Source organism: Modestobacter sp. VKM Ac-2977 (genome assembly GCF_026968045.1).
Lineage (GTDB): Bacteria > Actinomycetota > Actinomycetes > Mycobacteriales > Geodermatophilaceae > Modestobacter.
In genome coordinates, this window is sequence record NZ_JAPVBQ010000002.1 from 92,576 (window position 1) to 108,149 (window position 15,574).

Annotated in this window: 17 protein-coding genes; 9 read left to right on the forward strand and 8 right to left on the reverse strand. The window is 72.6% G+C overall.

The features are described from left to right. Window positions 1-21: 21 nt before the first annotated feature. Entirely contained in the window at window positions 22-963 is a 942-nt protein-coding gene (locus O2V63_RS08070; protein ID WP_269167027.1) for an ATP-binding cassette domain-containing protein, read from the reverse strand. Between the two features lie 120 nt (window positions 964-1,083). On the opposite strand from O2V63_RS08070, the gene O2V63_RS08075 reads away from it, so the two are divergent. Further along, window positions 1,084-1,869 carry a TetR/AcrR family transcriptional regulator gene (locus O2V63_RS08075; protein ID WP_269167028.1) on the forward strand — a complete coding sequence of 262 codons (786 nt, stop codon included), beginning with the start codon at window positions 1,084-1,086 and terminating at the stop codon, window positions 1,867-1,869. 15 nt (window positions 1,870-1,884) lie between these two features. On the opposite strand, the gene O2V63_RS08080 is transcribed toward O2V63_RS08075, so the two are convergent. From O2V63_RS08080 to O2V63_RS08090, 3 genes are read right to left on the reverse strand one after another with little or no spacing between them, the layout of a single operon-like run. Further along, window positions 1,885-2,037: a hypothetical protein gene (locus O2V63_RS08080; protein WP_269167029.1), complete on the reverse strand. Its 153-nt coding sequence runs from the start codon at window positions 2,035-2,037 to the stop codon at window positions 1,885-1,887. Window positions 2,038-2,056: 19 nt separating this feature from the next. Next, window positions 2,057-2,731, reverse strand: coding sequence for a response regulator (locus O2V63_RS08085; RefSeq protein WP_269167030.1), 675 nt, complete (start codon window positions 2,729-2,731; stop codon window positions 2,057-2,059). Next, window positions 2,728-4,023, reverse strand: a complete 1,296-nt coding sequence (locus O2V63_RS08090) for a histidine kinase (RefSeq protein ID WP_269167031.1) — start codon at window positions 4,021-4,023, stop codon at window positions 2,728-2,730. Before O2V63_RS08090 ends, O2V63_RS08085 begins: the two co-directional genes overlap by 4 nt. A 138-nt stretch (window positions 4,024-4,161) precedes the next feature. On the opposite strand from O2V63_RS08090, the gene O2V63_RS08095 reads away from it, so the two are divergent. From O2V63_RS08095 to O2V63_RS20725, 3 genes are read left to right on the forward strand one after another with little or no spacing between them, the layout of a single operon-like run. Then, complete coding sequence (locus tag O2V63_RS08095; protein WP_269167032.1) at window positions 4,162-5,067, forward strand: ABC transporter ATP-binding protein; 906 nt, start codon at window positions 4,162-4,164, stop codon at window positions 5,065-5,067. Beyond that, window positions 5,064-5,849: a hypothetical protein gene (locus tag O2V63_RS08100; RefSeq protein ID WP_269167033.1), complete on the forward strand. Its 786-nt coding sequence runs from the start codon at window positions 5,064-5,066 to the stop codon at window positions 5,847-5,849. Before O2V63_RS08095 ends, O2V63_RS08100 begins: the two co-directional genes overlap by 4 nt. Continuing rightward, complete coding sequence (locus tag O2V63_RS20725; protein WP_331253833.1) at window positions 5,789-6,145, forward strand: VOC family protein; 357 nt, start codon at window positions 5,789-5,791, stop codon at window positions 6,143-6,145. Before O2V63_RS08100 ends, O2V63_RS20725 begins: the two co-directional genes overlap by 61 nt. A gap of 27 nt (window positions 6,146-6,172) precedes the next feature. On the opposite strand, the gene O2V63_RS08110 is transcribed toward O2V63_RS20725, so the two are convergent. Further along, window positions 6,173-7,963 (reverse strand): glycoside hydrolase family 15 protein, encoded by a 1,791-nt coding sequence (locus O2V63_RS08110; protein WP_269167034.1) that lies wholly within the window; start codon window positions 7,961-7,963, stop codon window positions 6,173-6,175. Window positions 7,964-8,203: 240 nt separating this feature from the next. After that, a complete protein-coding gene (locus tag O2V63_RS08115) occupies window positions 8,204-9,439 on the reverse strand; it encodes a cation:proton antiporter (RefSeq protein WP_269167035.1) in 1,236 nt (411 codons plus the stop codon). 122 nt (window positions 9,440-9,561) lie between these two features. On the opposite strand from O2V63_RS08115, the gene O2V63_RS08120 reads away from it, so the two are divergent. After that, complete coding sequence (locus tag O2V63_RS08120; protein ID WP_269167036.1) at window positions 9,562-10,116, forward strand: isochorismatase family protein; 555 nt, start codon at window positions 9,562-9,564, stop codon at window positions 10,114-10,116. A 56-nt stretch (window positions 10,117-10,172) separates the two neighbouring features. Here the strand turns inward: O2V63_RS08120 and O2V63_RS08125 are convergent, their stop codons facing one another. Together O2V63_RS08125 and O2V63_RS08130 are read right to left on the reverse strand one after the other, a co-directional pair. Further along, on the reverse strand, window positions 10,173-10,661 hold the full coding sequence (locus tag O2V63_RS08125) for a hypothetical protein (protein ID WP_269167037.1): 489 nt from the start codon (window positions 10,659-10,661) through the stop codon (window positions 10,173-10,175). Window positions 10,662-11,413: 752 nt separating this feature from the next. Next, the gene (locus O2V63_RS08130; protein ID WP_269167038.1) at window positions 11,414-11,701 is read right to left on the reverse strand and encodes a hypothetical protein; all 288 of its coding nucleotides are present in this window, start codon (window positions 11,699-11,701) and stop codon (window positions 11,414-11,416) included. Between the two features lie 239 nt (window positions 11,702-11,940). On the opposite strand from O2V63_RS08130, the gene O2V63_RS08135 reads away from it, so the two are divergent. From O2V63_RS08135 to O2V63_RS08150, 4 genes are all read left to right on the forward strand, one after another. Next, the gene (locus O2V63_RS08135; protein WP_269167039.1) at window positions 11,941-12,717 is read left to right on the forward strand and encodes a glycerophosphodiester phosphodiesterase; all 777 of its coding nucleotides are present in this window, start codon (window positions 11,941-11,943) and stop codon (window positions 12,715-12,717) included. A gap of 118 nt (window positions 12,718-12,835) precedes the next feature. After that, a complete protein-coding gene (locus O2V63_RS08140; RefSeq protein WP_269167040.1) occupies window positions 12,836-14,206 on the forward strand; it encodes an MFS transporter in 1,371 nt (456 codons plus the stop codon). Further along, window positions 14,203-14,970 carry a thymidine kinase gene (locus O2V63_RS08145; protein WP_269167041.1) on the forward strand — a complete coding sequence of 256 codons (768 nt, stop codon included), beginning with the start codon at window positions 14,203-14,205 and terminating at the stop codon, window positions 14,968-14,970. The genes O2V63_RS08140 and O2V63_RS08145 overlap by 4 nt, the downstream gene beginning before the upstream one ends. 195 nt (window positions 14,971-15,165) lie before the next feature. Further along, complete coding sequence (locus O2V63_RS08150) at window positions 15,166-15,510, forward strand: RNA polymerase-binding protein RbpA (protein ID WP_269167042.1); 345 nt, start codon at window positions 15,166-15,168, stop codon at window positions 15,508-15,510. Window positions 15,511-15,574 lie beyond the last annotated feature (64 nt).

Below are 15,574 nucleotides of genomic sequence, written 5' to 3' on the forward strand. Positions count from 1 at the left end.
GTCGAGGTGGGCAGCACGGACTCAGGCAGGCACCGGTGCGGGCTGTGGTGCCCGGGCGGTGAGGGTGAGGAAGACGTCGTCCAGGGTCGGGCGGTGGGCCGAGACCCTCGTCAGCCGGACGTCGGCGACGTGCAGTCGGTCGAGCACCTGGCGCAGGTGCTCGGCGCTGCCGTCGGAGGGGAGCTCGACGGTGTGCGGGTCGGCGCCGGACGACCCGACGCTGCCCAGGACGCTCAGCGCTGCCGCCCGGTCGGCCGGGTCGAGCAGGTGCACCACCAGGCGTTCCCCACCGACCTGGGTCTTGAGCGCGTCCGGCGTGCCCTCGGCGGAGACCCGCCCGGCGTCGATCAACACCACCCGGTCGGCGAGCCGGTCGGCCTCCTCCAGGTACTGGGTGGTGAGCACGAGGGTCGTGCCGGCGGCCACGAGTTCGCCGATGGCGTCCCAGGTGGTGGCCCGGCTCGCCGGGTCCAGACCGGTCGTGGGCTCGTCGAGGAAGACCACCCGGGGGGCGGAGATGAGGCTCATCGCCAGGTCCAGGCGTCGGCGCATGCCACCGGACCACTCGCCGACCCGGCGGTGCGCGGCGTCGCCGAGGTCGAAGCGCTCGAGCAGTTCGCCGGCCCGCTGCCTCGCTCTCGCCCGGCCCAGGTGGGCCAACCGGCCGAGCATCACCAGGTTCTCCCGGCCGGTCTGTCGGTCGTCCACGGCCGCGAACTGGCCGGTGAGGCTGATGGCTGCCCGCACGCCGACCGGGTCGCGGACGACGTCGTGCCCGGCGATCCGCGCCGATCCGCCGTCCGGCCGGGTGAGCGTGCTGAGGACGCGGACCGTGGTGGTCTTGCCGGCGCCGTTGGGTCCGAGCAGGGCCAGCACGCTCCCTTCGGGCACGTGCAGGTCGACTCCGTCGAGCACCCGACGGCCGCCGTAGGTCTTGACCAGGCCGACTGCTTCCACGATCACGGGCACTCCTGGGGGCTAGAGGTATGTGCGTACGACGTACGCGAAACAGCGTAGGACATACACTGAAAGTGCGGCAAGAGGTCGCACCTACCCTGTGCGGGTGCCGGAGCGAGGAGGGCGATGACCGCCGAGGGGGAGCTGCCCGAGGATGTTGCGCTGCTCTGGGGCCTGCGGAGCGGCGGACGGCGCGGGCGGAAGCCCGCGCTGACCGTCGAGGACATCACCCGGGCCGCGGTCCGGCTCGCCGACGCCGAGAGCCTGGCGGCCGTATCGATGGCCCGGGTCGCGAGCGAGCTCGGCAACTCCACGATGGCGCTCTACCGGCACGTCCGGAGCAAGGACGAGCTCCTGCTGCTCATGTCGGATGCCGCGCTGGAGGAGCCACCCACCGAGTCGGCCCCGGGGGAGTGGCGGGAGCAGCTCATCCGGTGGGCACACGACGTGCTGACCATGATCCGACGGCACCCCTGGTACCGCGACATCCCGATCAGTGGGCCGCCCGCCGGGCCGCGCAACCTCGCGTGGCTGGATCGCGCACTCGCCGCGCTGGCGGAGACCGCCCTGGCCGAGGAGGAGAAGCTCGCGGTGGTCATGGGCCTGCTGCCGCTGGTGCACGGGCAGGCGCGGCTGAGCCTGGACCTGTCGGCCGGCTACGCGGCGGACCCGGAGTCGTTCGGCGAGGGGTATGCGCGGTCGTTGGCCCGGCTGGTGGACCCGCTGCGCTTCCCGGCGCTGAGCAGGGTCATCGCCGCTGGCGTGTTCGGATCGGGCGGTCCACCCGGTGTCGACGGTGGGGGCACCGACCGCACAGGTCCGTTCGACGAGCTGGACGCGGAGTTCCAGTTCGCGTTGACCTGTTACCTGGAGGGGGTCGCCGGCTTCATCGCCCGCCGCGCGGCCGGCTGATCAGCAGCAGCCCGCTCAGTCGTCGTCGGACCGACGTCGTCCGTACGCGGTCGCGGCCACGAGGACGCACAGGCCCACGGCCAGGGCGATCACGGTGGCCCAGGCCGGGTCGGACACCAGCACGGTGAACCGACCGAACGTCCCGCTCCCGCCGGCAGCGTTCGTCATCGGTCTTCCTCCTGGTGCGTCATCCGATCAGGTCCGCGTCGTGGGTGAGCAGCGCGATCTGCACCCGGTTGGCGAGCTCCAGCTTGACCAGCAGCCGGGAGACGTGTGCCTTGACGGTGGCCACGCTGAGGTACAGCTCCGCGCCGATCTGGGCGTTGGACAGCCCCCGCCCGACGGCGAGCGCGACCTCGCGCTCCCGGTCGCTGAGCAGGTCGAGCCGTGTCCGGGCACGGGTCTGCCGGTCCTCGACCCGGCCGGCCGGCTGCACCGCCGAGACGTGCGCGATGAGCTGACGGGTCACGGTGGGGGAGAGCATCGGCTCGCCGGCCGCCACCCGGCGGACGGCCTCCAGGATCGCGACCGGTGGCGTGTCCTTGAGCAGGAATCCGCTTGCCCCCGCGCGCAGCGCCCGGAGCACCTGGTCGTCGGCGTCGAAGGTGGTCAGCACGATGACCTCGGGGGCATCCGGCCGGGCCTGCAGCAGCTCGGTGGCCGTCAGGCCGTCGGTGCGCGGCATCCGGATGTCCATCAGGACGACGTCCGGGGTGCTGGCCGCCACGGCGGCCGGCACCTCGTCGCCGTCGGTGGCCTCGCCGACGAGCTCCAGGTCCACCGCCCCGCCGAGCACCATCGCCAGCGCCGCGCGCACCAGCGGGTCGTCGTCCACGACGAGGACCCGGACCGGTTCCCTCACGCCGGCTCCGGCCAGGGCAGGTCGGCGCGCAGCCGGAACTCCCCGTCGGGCGTCCAGCCGTGCTCCAGGTGCCCACCGCCCAGGCTGACCCGCTCCAGCAGGCCCACCAGCCCGGTGCCCGCGCTGGGCAGCGGCGCGGAGTGCTCCCCGCCGGCCGGCGGCGGGTTGCGCACCTCCACGGTGAGGCCCGTGCCCGGGCCCCCGGAGACGACGACGGCGGCCACCGTGCCCGGCGCGTGCTTGCGCACGTTGGTCAGGCCCTCCTGGACGACGCGATAGGCGTTGCGCCCGGTGGCTGCCGGGGCCGAGCCGAGCTCGGGCACCCGGTACTCCGCCCGCACCCGGACCCCGGCCCGCCGGCACTCTTCGATCAGCGCGGGCAGGTCGGCCAGCCGCGGCTGCGGGCGGGTGCTCGGGTCGCCGTCCCCGCCGTCGCGGAGCACCCCGATGACCTCCCGGAGGTCCTCCAGCGCCTGGCGGGCGCTGGCCCGGACCACGCCGGCGGCCTGGGCGACCTCGGCCGCCGGGGCGTCGGGGCGGAACTCCAGCGCCCCGGCGTGCATGCTCAGCAGGGACAGCCGGTGGGCCAGCACGTCGTGCATCTCACGGGCGATCCGGGTGCGCTCGAGGTGCCGGGCCTGCTCCACCCGCAGCTGCTGCTCGTCCTCCGCGCGCACCGCACGCTCACGCAGCTGCATCACCAGCTGGCGGCGGGCACGCACGAACAGACCAGAGGCCACCACGGCGGCGAGCAACACGACGCCGAACCCGAGGAACAGCGGCAACGGCATGCCCTCGGTCGGCCGCAGCAGGCAGTAGGCGACGAAGGACACGACGTTCAACCCGGCCAGGACCAACACCGCCGGGAGCCGGCGGTGCACGGCGACCGTGAAGAGCGCGATCAGCACCGCCGCGCCGCTCATGTCGGAGAAGCTGCCGATCAACGCCAGCACCAGGGCGACGCCGACCGGCCACCGGCGCCGCCACCACAACAGCAGGCAACCGATGAACCCGGCCAGCATGTCGGCAGCGATCAGCGCATCCGGGTGCGGGCCCGGTTCGCTCAGCGTGACGCCCACGACGACCATGCCGAAGGCGATCGCGAAGAGGAACGCCGCGACGTCGACCGCCCAGTCACGGACCGAGCGGCGGACCCGGCGGCGCCCGCCCGTGCCGGACGCGGTGTCCGGGCTCCGCTCGGGCGCAGCACCCGGGTCGTCCAGCAGCTGGGCCGGCACCAGCGAGGGGTGTTCCACGCCGGGGGCGGACCCCGGTCCCGTCGCCACGCTCACAGGAGGAGGCTACGGACGCCCGTCGGTCCCTGGAACAGACCAAGGTCTACGTCTGCGGCGTCGGGAGCCGGGGAGAGCGGGTGATCACCTACTTCTGGCCGATGCGCGGAGCCGGTCGGTCGGAGCAGGGTCTGCACCATGATCACGATCGAGCACCTGACGAAGGCGTACGGCGGGCAGCTCGCCGTCGCCGACGTCTCCTTCTCCTGTCCACCGGGCACCGTCACCGGCTTCCTCGGCCCCAACGGCGCCGGCAAGTCCACCACGATGCGCGCACTGGTCGGGTTGGCCGAGCCGACCAGCGGCACCGCGACCGTCGGCGGGCGCCGGTACCGCGACCTGCCCAACGCCGGCCGCTCGGTGGGCGTGCTGCTCGACGCCGGTGCCCAGCACGGTGGGCGCACCGGGCGGGAGGTGCTCACCCTGGCCTCCCGGGTCCTCGGCGTCGACCGGCGCCGGGTGGACGAGGCGCTGGAGAGGGTCGGCCTGGCCGGGCGGCCGGCCGGCAAGCGCGTCGGCCAGTACTCCCTCGGGATGCGGCAGCGGCTGGGCCTGGCGACCGCGCTGCTCGGCGACCCGCAGGTGCTGGTGCTCGACGAGCCGGCGAACGGGCTGGACCCGGAGGGCATCTTCTGGATGCGTGGGCTGCTGCGCGACTTCGCCGACCGCGGCGGCACCGTGCTCCTCTCCTCCCACCTGCTGCACGAGGTGGAGGCGGTCGCCGACCAGCTGGTGGTCATCTCCGGCGGGCGGATCGTCGCGCAGGGCAGCAAGTCCGAGCTGCTGGCCGGCACCGGCGGCACCCTGGTGCGCGGTCCGGACCGGGCCCTGCTGGCCAAGGCGCTGGAGGTGGCCGGCATCGGCGTCTCAGCCGGCCCGGACGACGCCCTGGTGGCCGACGCCGAGGCCCTCGCCGTCGGGCAGGCGGTGGCAGCGGCGGGCGTCGTGCTGACCGAACTGCGGGCCGCCGGGGGAGCGGGGCTGGAGGACCTCTTCCGCTCGCTCACCGGTTCCTCCCACGAGGTCCAGGAGGTGCAGGCATGAGCACCGCGACCCTCACGCCCGACCGGCCGCGCACGCTGGCGGACCATCCGGCGCCGTCCCTGCTCCAGCTGGTGCGGGTGGAGCTGCGCAAGTCCTACGACACCCGCGCCGGGCGGTGGCTGCTGATCGTCATCGGCCTGGCTGTGCTCGCGGTGGTGGCGCTCTCCCTGTTCGTCGAGGACGCGCCCAAGACGTTCGCCGACCACTTCGGGTTCACCCAGCTGCCGATCAGCATCCTGCTGCCGGTCCTGGGCATCCTGTTGGTGACCAGCGAGTGGTCCCAGCGCACCGCCATGACGACGTTCACCCTGGTGCCGCGCCGCTCCCGGGTGCTCGTCGCCAAGGTGCTGGCGGCCACGGTGCTGGCCGTGCTCGGGGTGGCCGTCGCGGCGCTGGCCGCGGTGGTCGCGACGGGACTCACGCCGGTCTTCTCCGACTCGGAGCGGGACTGGGGCATCAGCGCCGCGCTGGTGGGTCAGGTGCTCGTCGTCCAGGTGGTGACCGTGCTGGCCGGTGTCGCGTTCGGCATGCTGCTGCTCAGCTCGCCCCTGGCGATCGTCCTGTACTTCGTGCTGCCGACGGTGTTCACCATCCTGGTCAGCCTGGTGGCCGCGCTGGACTGGGTGCGGGACTGGCTGGACCTGTCGACCACCTCGATGCCGCTGTTCGAGGACGGCCTGGACGCGCAGGGCTGGCTGCAGTTCGGCACCTCGGCGGCACTGTGGGTCCTGCTGCCGATGGTGCTCGGCTGGCTGCGCATCCTGCGGACCGAGGTCGCCTGATCCCACTGCGCCGATCCGCCGCCCGTGCTCGCGGGTGGCGGATCAGCGCCGTCCGCGTGCTGGACGTGCGCCGTCGGTGCAGGCCAGGCTGGGCGGAGCCGCCGGTGTGGCCGCCGGTCGCGGGGGAGCAGCGGCCGATGATGCACCTCGACGTCCAGGTCGGGGACCTCGACGACGCCGTGGCGGAGGCGGTCGCCCTGGGCGCCACGCTCGCCCAGGACCAGCCGCAACCGGACGTCCGGGTGTTGCTCGACCCGGCCGGCCACCCGTTCTGCCTGGTCCGCGACGACGGGTGACCGAGCCGGGCTGCGGGTCTGGTCCGCTCAGGCGTGCTCGCCGGGCATCCGCACCTGCCCGCTGAGGTGCCGGGCGGTGTTGACCAGGCCGACGTGGCTGAACGCCTGCGGGGTGTTGCCCAGGTGCCGGCCGGTCCGCGGGTCGTACTCCTCACTCATCAGCCCGAGGTCGTTGCCGAGGCCCAGGAGCAGCTCGAACAGCTCCCGGGCCTCGGTGGTGCGGCCGATGCCGTTGAGCGCGTCGGCGAGCCAGAAGCTGCACAGCAGGAACGGCGCCTCCTCACCCGGCAGTCCGTCGACCCGGCCGTCGGCGTGGGTGTGGTACCGGAGCAGGAAGCCGTCGGAGGTGAGCTCGCGCTGCACCGCCTCCACGGTGCCCACGACCCGCTCGTCGTCCCAGGGCAGGAAGCCGACCTGGGGGATGAGCAGCAGGGCGGCGTCCAACCCCTCGGACCCGTAGAACTGGGTGAAGGTCCGGCGCTCGGCGTCGTAGCCGCGGGCGCAGACGTCGTCGTGGATGCGCTGGCGCAGTTCCCGCCAGCGCTCGACCGGCCCGTCGAGGCCGTGCCGCTCCACCGCCTCGATCGCGCCGTTGACCCCGGCCCAGGCCAGCACCTTGGAGTGCACGAAGTGCCGGGGCTCGCCGCGGACCTCCCACAGGCTGTTGTCCGGGGTGTCCCAGACGCCCTCCAGGAAGGCCAGCAGCTCCTTCTGCACCGCCCAGGCGTCCTCGGTGGGGGAGAGGCCCGACTCGCGGGCCAGGTGCAGCCCGTCGAGCGTCTCGCCCCAGACGTCGAGCTGGAACTGCCCGGCGGCGGCGTTGCCCACCCGCACCGGCCCCGAGCCCTCGTACCCGGGCAGCCACGGCAGCTCGTACTCCGGGATCCGGCGGGAGCCGTCCAGCGCGTACATGATCCGCAGGTCGGCGGGGTCACCGGCGACGGCGCGCAGCAACCAGTCCCGCCAGGCCCGTGCCTCCTCGAGGTACCCCGTGCCGAGCAGGGCCTGCAGGGTGAACGTCGCGTCGCGCAGCCAGCAGTACCGGTAGTCCCAGTTGCGGCTGCCGCCGAGCTCCTCGGGCAGGGAGGTGGTCGCGGCGGCGACGATCCCGCCGGTGGGCCGGTAGGTCAGCGCCTTGAGGGTGATCAGCGAGCGGCGGACCGCCGGCCCCCACTCGCCGTCATAGCTGCAGTGGCCGATCCACTCGGCCCAGAACGCCTCGGTGCTCGTCAGCGCCTCCTCGGCGTCGACCGGCTCGGGCCGGGGGAGGTGCGAGGCGTGGTGGGTGAGCACGAACGGGACGCGCTCGCCGGCGGTGACCTCGAACTCGGCGGAGGTGGTGTGGTCCTGCCCGTGCAGCTGCACCGGCGTGGCCAGGGAGACCGCATCCGGACCGGCGACGGCGACCAGGTCGCCGTCCACCGAACGGACCCAGGGCACCAGGTGGCCGTAGTCGAACCGGAGCACCAGGTCCAGCCGCATCGACACCTGACCGGACACGCCCTCCACGATGCGGACGACGTCGGGGCTCTCGCCCCGCGGCGGCATGAAGTCGATGACCCGCACCGTCCCGGTCGGGGTCTCCCACTCGGTCTCCAGCACCAGGGAGTCACCCCGGTAGCGCCGGCTGGTGCAGGTGCCCGCTCCGACCGGTGAGAGCTGCCACCGGCCGTTGCGCTCGTCGCCCAGCAGCGCGGCGAAGCAGGCAGCGGAGTCGAAGGACGGCAGGCACAGCCAGTCGATCGAGCCGTCCTTGCCGACCAGCGCAGCGGTCTGCAGGTCCCCGATCAGTCCGTAGTCTTCGATCCTGCTGGGCACGGGCGGTTCCTCTCGAGTGGGTCGGCCGCGGGCTCGGCCGCGTCATGGCACGTGGAAGGCGCCCTGCGCCCCCTACCGACCTGCCCCGCTCGGCAAACCCGACATCGTTCCGTACGACCGTTATCCCCAACAATGCCGTCCTTCACCAGAGGGAACGACCAACCTCGGCCCCGAGGCCCGGGGGCGCCCCGGGGCGAGGGGCGGCTGGCCGGGGTCCGCTGAGCGCCGGCCAGCCGCGCTTCAGCGGTGCTCGGTCGGTGTCGGGGTGGCCTGCGGGCTGGCGCCAGGCTCACCACCGAGGCCGTCGTCCTGGCCGCCGGTGCGGTTGCGCAACCACCGGGCGACCGGCACGTCGGTGGAGCTGTGCACGATGATCGAGACGGCGACCACCGCGGCGATGATGGCGAACTCCTCCTGCGCCTCCGGTGCGCCGCTCTCCAGCACCAGCAGCCCGTAGACGACCGAGGCGAACCCCTTCGGTCCGAACCACGCCGCCACCACCCGCTGGTTCATCGGCAGCCGCGACGTGGTGAGCGAGGCGAGCAGTGCCGCCGGCCGGATGAGCACCAGGGAGAGTGCGGCCAGCACCCAGCCGCCGATCGGCACGCTGCCCAGCAGCGTCGGGGTGAGCAGGCCGCCGAAGACGAGCAGTGCCAGCAGCTTGGCCGCCTCGGACAGCTGCTCGCCCAGCTCGGCGAACGCCTCGCGGACCTCGGGCAGGATCGTCGCGAAGGTGACGCCGCCGACGAAGGCGGCCAGGTAGGGGTTGGTGTGGGTCAGTTCGGCGACGCCGAACAAGGTCAGGCCGGCAGCCAGCACCAGCAGCGCCGGTGCCGCTCCGGCGTTGAAGCCGGGCAGTCTGGTGAGGCCCTTGACCGCGAAGGGGACGGCGATGCCCAGCGCCACGCCGCCGACGAGCTCGCCGATGAGGACGAGGGGTTCGGTGGAGCCCTGCGGCGTCCCGCCCTGCGCCAGCAGGATGAGCACCACCGGCAGGGCCAACCCGTCGTTGATGCCGCTCTCCACGTTGAGCAGCCGACGGAGCCGCTGGGGGATCTCGTCGCGCTGCACGATGGCTGCGGCGAACACCGGGTCGGTGGGGGAGAGGACCGCACCGATCAGGAACGCCGGGAGCCAGCCGAGATCGGTGACGAGCACGGTGAGTGCGGCGATGCCCAGCGCGGTGAGGGGCATGGCCAGCAGCAGCGCACGCCCGGCCAGCCGTGCGGTGTCACGCACCTGCCCGATGGACAGGTGCTGACCGTCGGTGAACAGCACGGTGACCAGCGCGATGGAGGCGAGGGTCGAGACGATCGGGTTGTCGGCGTGGATGTCGACGACGCCCAGCACCCCCGGCCCGAGCACGGCTCCGGCGACCAGCACCAGCAGGGACGTGGACAGCGGGGTCCGGGCTGCCAGCCCCGAGAGGAGGGCCGCCAGCGCGAGCACGACACCGAAGGTCGCCAGGAGCTCCATGATCGCCTCCGTACCTGGTTTCGCGGCGCAACACACCTCCGCGTCCGAGATCACTTTCCTGTCGGACTCCCGGTCTAGCGTCGGCGACGTCGCACGAGCCGTTGACCAGCAGGGAGAACATCATGAGCACGCTGCCCGACCGGCCCAACACCGCCCTCGTCGTCATCGACGTACAGCAGGGGGTGGTGGGGGAGGCGCCCGGCCGCGACGAGGTGGTCGGCAACATCAGCGCCCTGGTCGAGAAGGCCCGTGGTGTCGGTGCCCCGGTCGTCTGGGTGCAGCACTCCGACGAGGAGCTGGTGCAGGGGAGTCATGCCTGGGAGTACGTCCCCGAGCTGGTGCGCCGGCAGTCAGAGCCGCTGGTGCACAAGTCCTACGGCGACTCGTTCGAGGGCACCGATCTCGAAGAGGTGCTGTCCGACCTCGCCGTGGGCCGCCTGGTCGTGGCCGGGGCGGAGTCCGATGCGTGCATCCGGTCGACCATCCACGGCGCCTTCACCCGGGGCTACGACGTCACGCTCGTCGGCGATGCGCACACCGCCGGCGACAAGACCGACTGGGGTGCACCACCGGTCGAGCAGGTCATCGCGCACACGAACCTCTACTGGCGGTTCCAGGCGGCGCCCGGTCGTACGGCCGGAGTGGTGGACACCCAGGAGGTGACCTTCTCCGGCTGAGCGGCGTCGTTCGCCGCCCAGGTCGCCGTCAGGTCACGAACGCGGGGGGAGTCAGGTCACGACCCGACTGATGGCGAGTCGCTGCCCCACACGCGCACGGCATGGTGCACGTCGTCGCCGGTCGTGACGTACAGCCGGGTCGGCGCACTCGGCAACTCTTCGGTCGGGTAGCTGATGGAGGCACCACCGCCGGAGCCGGCACACGGGACGGTGAACTGCCCCTGCCACACGGCCCGGTCGTCACCGATCCCGATCGTCACGGACTGGCCCGCGTGCTCCTCACCGCAGTCGCCTCCGACGTGCAGCACCGGGTGATCGCCGCCGGTGGGCAGTTCGAAGACGTGCGAGCCGGTGTGCTCCTGCTCCAGCAGGATGGTGGCGCCGGCGTCGTCGGTCGACGCCACGTACGGGGCCTCGGTGTCGACAGCCACCGGCGCGGCACCCGGCGTGGAGGGCTCGGGCGGGGTGTCGGAGAGCCAGGAGCACGCTGACGTGCCGAGCAGGGAGAACGTGGCGACCAGGAATGCTGCCGACTGTCGTCGCATCGTCGCTCCTGTTCGGTGGCTGACGGGTCACCCTACGCACGCGGTCGCTCCGCGGCACCAGCGTGCCGAGGTCGTCACCGCTGACAGTGGAGCGCTGATCGGCTACTACTTGACATAATGTCGATTATCGGCGCTTTGGAAGAGGCTGGTCGGAGGGGGTTCATGAGCCCGTTGGCTGGTCCGAGACGCAACATGCGGCAGCGCGTGGCGACTGGGCACCGATCCGGTCATCGGCGTCGAGTTGCCACGGCTTCACGTCCGATCTCCGGGCGCCGGTGCGCGTCCTGCGGCGTGCTGCACGAGTTCAACGCCGATGGCCGCAATGCCATGTTGATCATCTCGGGCCCGCCGACTGATCGGGCGATCTTGATGGGTCTCCGGGATCCGGACATGGCGGACGTCGATCGTCGTCGTCATCGGCGGCCGCGACCACTCCCTGCTCAACTTCCCTGGTCCTGCTGGTCAGGCTCCAATACGTCACTCTGACGGAATGACCGCGCTGCAGGGTCTCGGTCGACCATGATCATCGCTCCGCGTGGTCGCACGGCGAGCCGTAGCGCCCGAGTGCCGGCTCGGGCGCCCCCACCCTCTCCGACACTGACTCACGGAGGTGTCCCGGCGGCTCGACGCACACCCGTGCGAAGCCGATCGAGAACCTGGGTGCCACTCCCCCTGGGACCGGGTGTGTGCTTACGTGACAAACGTCACTGTGACGCATTGGCGGCCAACTCCTCGGTCAGCCGCCGAGTGGCTCAGCCGGCGGCCTTGCCGTTCAGCCAGAGCCGATCCAGCCGACCGGTCGACCGCACCAGCTCGGCCAGGGACCGCTCGAGCTCGACCTTGGTGGGCTTCTCGGTGAGCAGCGTCTGGACGTCCTCGATGGCGCAGCGCAGTTGGTACAGCCGGTCCTGCAGGCCGTCCAGCTCGGCCCGGGTCACCAGCACGACGTCCGCGGACAGTCCGGCCTTGGCCGTCGCCGACCGCTGCTCGTACGCCCGCTGCCGGCACGCCTGGCCGCAGTAGAGCCGGGGCCGGCCCACTGACTCCTGCGCCGGCAGGACGCTGCGGCACCAGCCGCAACGTCGCTCTTCGCCCTCGGGACGCCGCGAACGAGGGACCAGACGGGCCTCGACGCCCTGCTCTACTGCCACGGCAGGGACGGTAGACGCCCCGCCCGCCCGTCCGCCGTGGACACGCCCGAGGCCGCTCCCGGGCGGCGGGGGCCCCGCGACCTGGACCACCTCCGACACGGCACGGACCACCGCACTAGCGTGGGGGCGTGCCGGGCTCGCGTTACGCCTTCCTCGACGGGCCGACCCCGGTGGCGATGGCCCACCGCGGTGGGGCCATCGAGCACCTGGAGAACACCCAGCCGGCCTTCGAGGCGTGCGTGAAGCTGGGCTACCGGTACATCGAGACCGACGTCCGGGTCACCTACGACGGCGAGCTCGTGGTCTTCCACGACCCCACGCTGGACCGGGTCACCGACCGCACCGGCCGGGTCGACACCCTGCCCTGGCGGGAGATGCGCACGGCGCTGATCGGCGGCCGCGAGCCGATCATGCGGCTGGAGGACCTGCTGGGCGCCTGGCCCGACGTCCGGTTCAACCTCGACATCAAGGCCGCCGGCGTGCTCGCGCCGCTGGTGCACAGCATCCGGCGGCTCAACGTCGAGGACCGGATCTGCCTCGGTTCCTTCTCCGACGCCCGCATCGCCGCGGCGCGACGCCTCTTCGGCCCGGACGTCTGCACCTCGCTGGGGCCCAAGGGCGTCGCCGCGCTCCGGCTGTCCTCCTACTCGCCGCGCGCCGCGGGGCTGGTGCGGATCCAGGCCGGGTGCGCGCAGGTGCCGCTGGCCCTGGGCGGCCGCCCGCTGGTCGACGAGCGGTTCATCGCCGCCGCACACGCCCGGAGCCTGCAGGTGCACGTCTGGACCGTCGACAGCGAGGCGGAGGCCACCGAGATGCTCGACCTGGGCGTCGACGGCGTGATGACCGACCGGCCGGCGATGCTCCGCGACCTGCTGGTGTCCCGGGGGCAGTGGACCGGCGCGTGAGGGTCGTCCGCCAGGCGGCCCTGGACCGACCGGCCGCGCGCGGCACGGACGGGCACGGCACGTACGGGCAGCCGTGCCGGTGCTGGACCGTCGTCCCCGAGCCTGGCACCCTGCGCCGGTGAGCGCCGCCCCGCAGGTCGACCCCGCACCGCCGCCGGACCAGGCGCTGCGCCGCGAACGCGCCGGTTGGTACTCCTACGACTGGGCGATGTCGGTCTTCAACACCTCGGTGACGACCGTCTTCCTCGCGCCCTACCTCACCTCGATCGCCGAGGCGGCCGCCGACGCCGACGGCCGGATCCACCCGCTGGGCATCAGCGTCCCGCCGGGCAGCTGGTTCGGCTACGTGCTGTCGCTGTCGGTCGTGCTGCAGGTGCTCGTGCTGCCGATCACCGGGGCCGTCGCCGACCGCAGCGGCGCCAAGCGCCAGCTGCTGGCCGCCTTCGCCGCCCTCGGCTCGCTGTGCACCATGTCGCTGTTCTTCGTCGCCGGTGAGCGCTACCTCCTCGGCGCCGCGCTCTTCATCGCGGCCAACCTCTCCTTCGGCGCGGCGACCGTCGTCTACTACTCCTGGCTGCCCGACCTGGCCGGTCCGGACGAGCGGGACGCCGTCTCCAGCCGCGGCTGGGCCTGTGGCTACCTGGGTGGAGCGCTGTTGCTGGCCGGCAACCTGGCGTTGTTCTCCCAGTACGAGGCGCTGGGCCTGACCGAGGGTGAGGCCGTGCGGATCTGCCTGGCCTCGGCCGGGATCTGGTGGGCCGGGTTCACCGTGGTCAGCGTCTCGCTGCTGCGCAACCGGCGCCCGCGCGAGTCCGCCGTGGCGGTCCCACCCGGGCAGGGGGCGCTCTCCGGGGGCTTCCGGCAGCTGGCCGCGACGCTGCGCGACCTGCGGCGGTACCGGCTCACCCTGTGGTTCCTCGGCGCCTACCTGCTGTTCAACGACGGCGTGCAGACGATCATCGGGGTGTCGGCGCAGTACGGCGCCGAGGAGCTCGACCTCGACCAGTCGACGCTGATCTCGGCGATCCTGCTGGTGCAGGTGGTCGCCTTCTTCGGGGCGATCGGGATGGGCCGGATCGCCATGGTGGTCGGTGCCAAGCGCACGGTGCTGGGCAGCCTGGTGTTGTGGGTCGGCGTCCTGGTGGCCGCGTACTTCGTGCAGTCGGGCGCCGTCGTCCAGTTCTACCTGCTCGCCGTCTGCATCGGCTTCGTGCTCGGTGGCACCCAGGCGTTGTCCCGCTCGCTGTTCAGCCAGCTCATCCCGCCGGGCAAGGAGGCCGAGTACTTCGGCTTCTACGAGATCAGCGACCGTGGGACCAGCTGGCTCGGCCCGTTCCTGTTCGCCCTGACCTACCAGCTCACCGAGTCCTACCGCTACGCGATCTTCAGCCTCGTCTTCTTCTTCGTCGCCGGCGGTTGGCTGCTGGCCCGGCTGGACATGCGCCGCGCGATCGTCGAAGCCGGCAACACCCCTCCGGAGCGTCTGTGACCCCCACTCCCCCCGCCGGTCAGCTCGCCGCCCTCGACGCCTCGCTGGACGTCGTCCCGGCCGCCGGTGACCGTCGTCGGCACCCGGCCCCCGCCCACCTGGTCTTCTTCCACGGACCGATGGACTGCGGGAAGTCCACCCTCGCCCTCCAGGTCGACCACAACCAGAGCCGGCAGGGCCGGCACGGGCTGCTGCTGACCCAGGGCGACCGCTCCGGCACCCCGCAGATCAGCTCCCGGGTCGGGCTGCAGCGGGCGGCGATCGAGCTGGACGCCGACACCGACGTCCGGCTGCTGGTGCGCGACCGCTGGGCCGCCGGGCAGCGGGTCGACTACCTGATCGTCGACGAGGCGCAGTTCCTCACCGGCGCGCAGGCCGAGCAGCTGGCCGAGCTGGTCGACGAGTCCCACGTCGACGTCTACGCGTTCGGGCTGACCACCGACTTCCGCACCCGGCTGTTCCCGGGCACCCAGCGGCTGTTCGAGCTGGCCGACGACGTGCAGCGGGTGCAGGTCGAGGTGCTCTGCTGGTGTGGCCTGCCCGGCCTGCTCAACGCCCGGGTGGTCGGTGGCGCCGTGGTGCGCGAGGGGGCGACCGTGGTGGTCGCCGACACCGCGCCGGCACCGCAGCCGCCGGCGGCCGTCCCCGAGGTCGCGTCCGCCGGGGACGCCGCCGTCCGCTACCAGGTGCTGTGCCGGCGGCACTACTCCCGCGGTCAGCTGGGCCCGACGCCGACCGTGCCGGGGCAGCTGACCCTGCGCTGAACCGGTCGGGTGCTCACCCGTCGGGGTGGTTGAGCGCTGATACGTCACCCCGTGCGATGATGTTCAGCTGACGACGTGGAATCTCTTTCCTTCATCTGTCGTTGACCCCTGCGACACCCCGCACCGGATGCGTGAGCATGCGGCTGCCCGGGCAGTCCAGATCTGACCGACATCAGCACGAGAGGACGGTGTGCCATGGGCGAGCGTTCGCTACGCGGAAGCCGACTGGGCAGCGTGAGCTATGAGACCGAGCGCAACACCGCGCCCATCGAGCGGCAGTACGCCGAGTACCGGTGTGCCCAGGGGCACCTCGTCACGGTGCCCTTCGCCGATGACGCCGAGCTCCCCGACACCTGGGAGTGCAAGTACGACGGTTCGGCCGCCAAGCTGGTCGGGGGCGCGGAGCCGGCTCCCAAGAAGGTCAAGCCGCCGCGTACGCACTGGGACATGCTCCTGGAGCGTCGTTCGGTCGACGACCTGGAAGAGGTCCTCGCCGAGCGCCTCGAGGTGCTCCGTGGTCGCCGGACCAAGGCGTCCTGAGCGTCTCGGACTGCGCTCGCGCTAGCTGAGCACGGCACGGCCCCGGTGGGACTCCCCACCGGGG

Excerpts from the sequence above, each read along its gene's own strand:
- O2V63_RS08125 (WP_269167037.1), bottom strand. The coding sequence starts at position 10,661 with ATGCGACGACAGTCGGCAGCATTCCTGGTCGCCACGTTCTCCCTGCTC.
- O2V63_RS08095 (WP_269167032.1), top strand. The coding sequence starts at position 4,162 with ATGATCACGATCGAGCACCTGACGAAGGCGTACGGCGGGCAGCTCGCC.
- O2V63_RS08120 (WP_269167036.1), top strand. The coding sequence starts at position 9,562 with ATGAGCACGCTGCCCGACCGGCCCAACACCGCCCTCGTCGTCATCGAC.
- O2V63_RS08100 (WP_269167033.1), top strand. The coding sequence starts at position 5,064 with ATGAGCACCGCGACCCTCACGCCCGACCGGCCGCGCACGCTGGCGGAC.
- O2V63_RS08150 (WP_269167042.1), top strand. The coding sequence starts at position 15,166 with ATGGGCGAGCGTTCGCTACGCGGAAGCCGACTGGGCAGCGTGAGCTAT.
- O2V63_RS08080 (WP_269167029.1), bottom strand. The coding sequence starts at position 2,037 with ATGACGAACGCTGCCGGCGGGAGCGGGACGTTCGGTCGGTTCACCGTG.
- O2V63_RS08075 (WP_269167028.1), top strand. The coding sequence starts at position 1,084 with ATGACCGCCGAGGGGGAGCTGCCCGAGGATGTTGCGCTGCTCTGGGGC.
- O2V63_RS08115 (WP_269167035.1), bottom strand. The coding sequence starts at position 9,439 with ATGGAGCTCCTGGCGACCTTCGGTGTCGTGCTCGCGCTGGCGGCCCTC.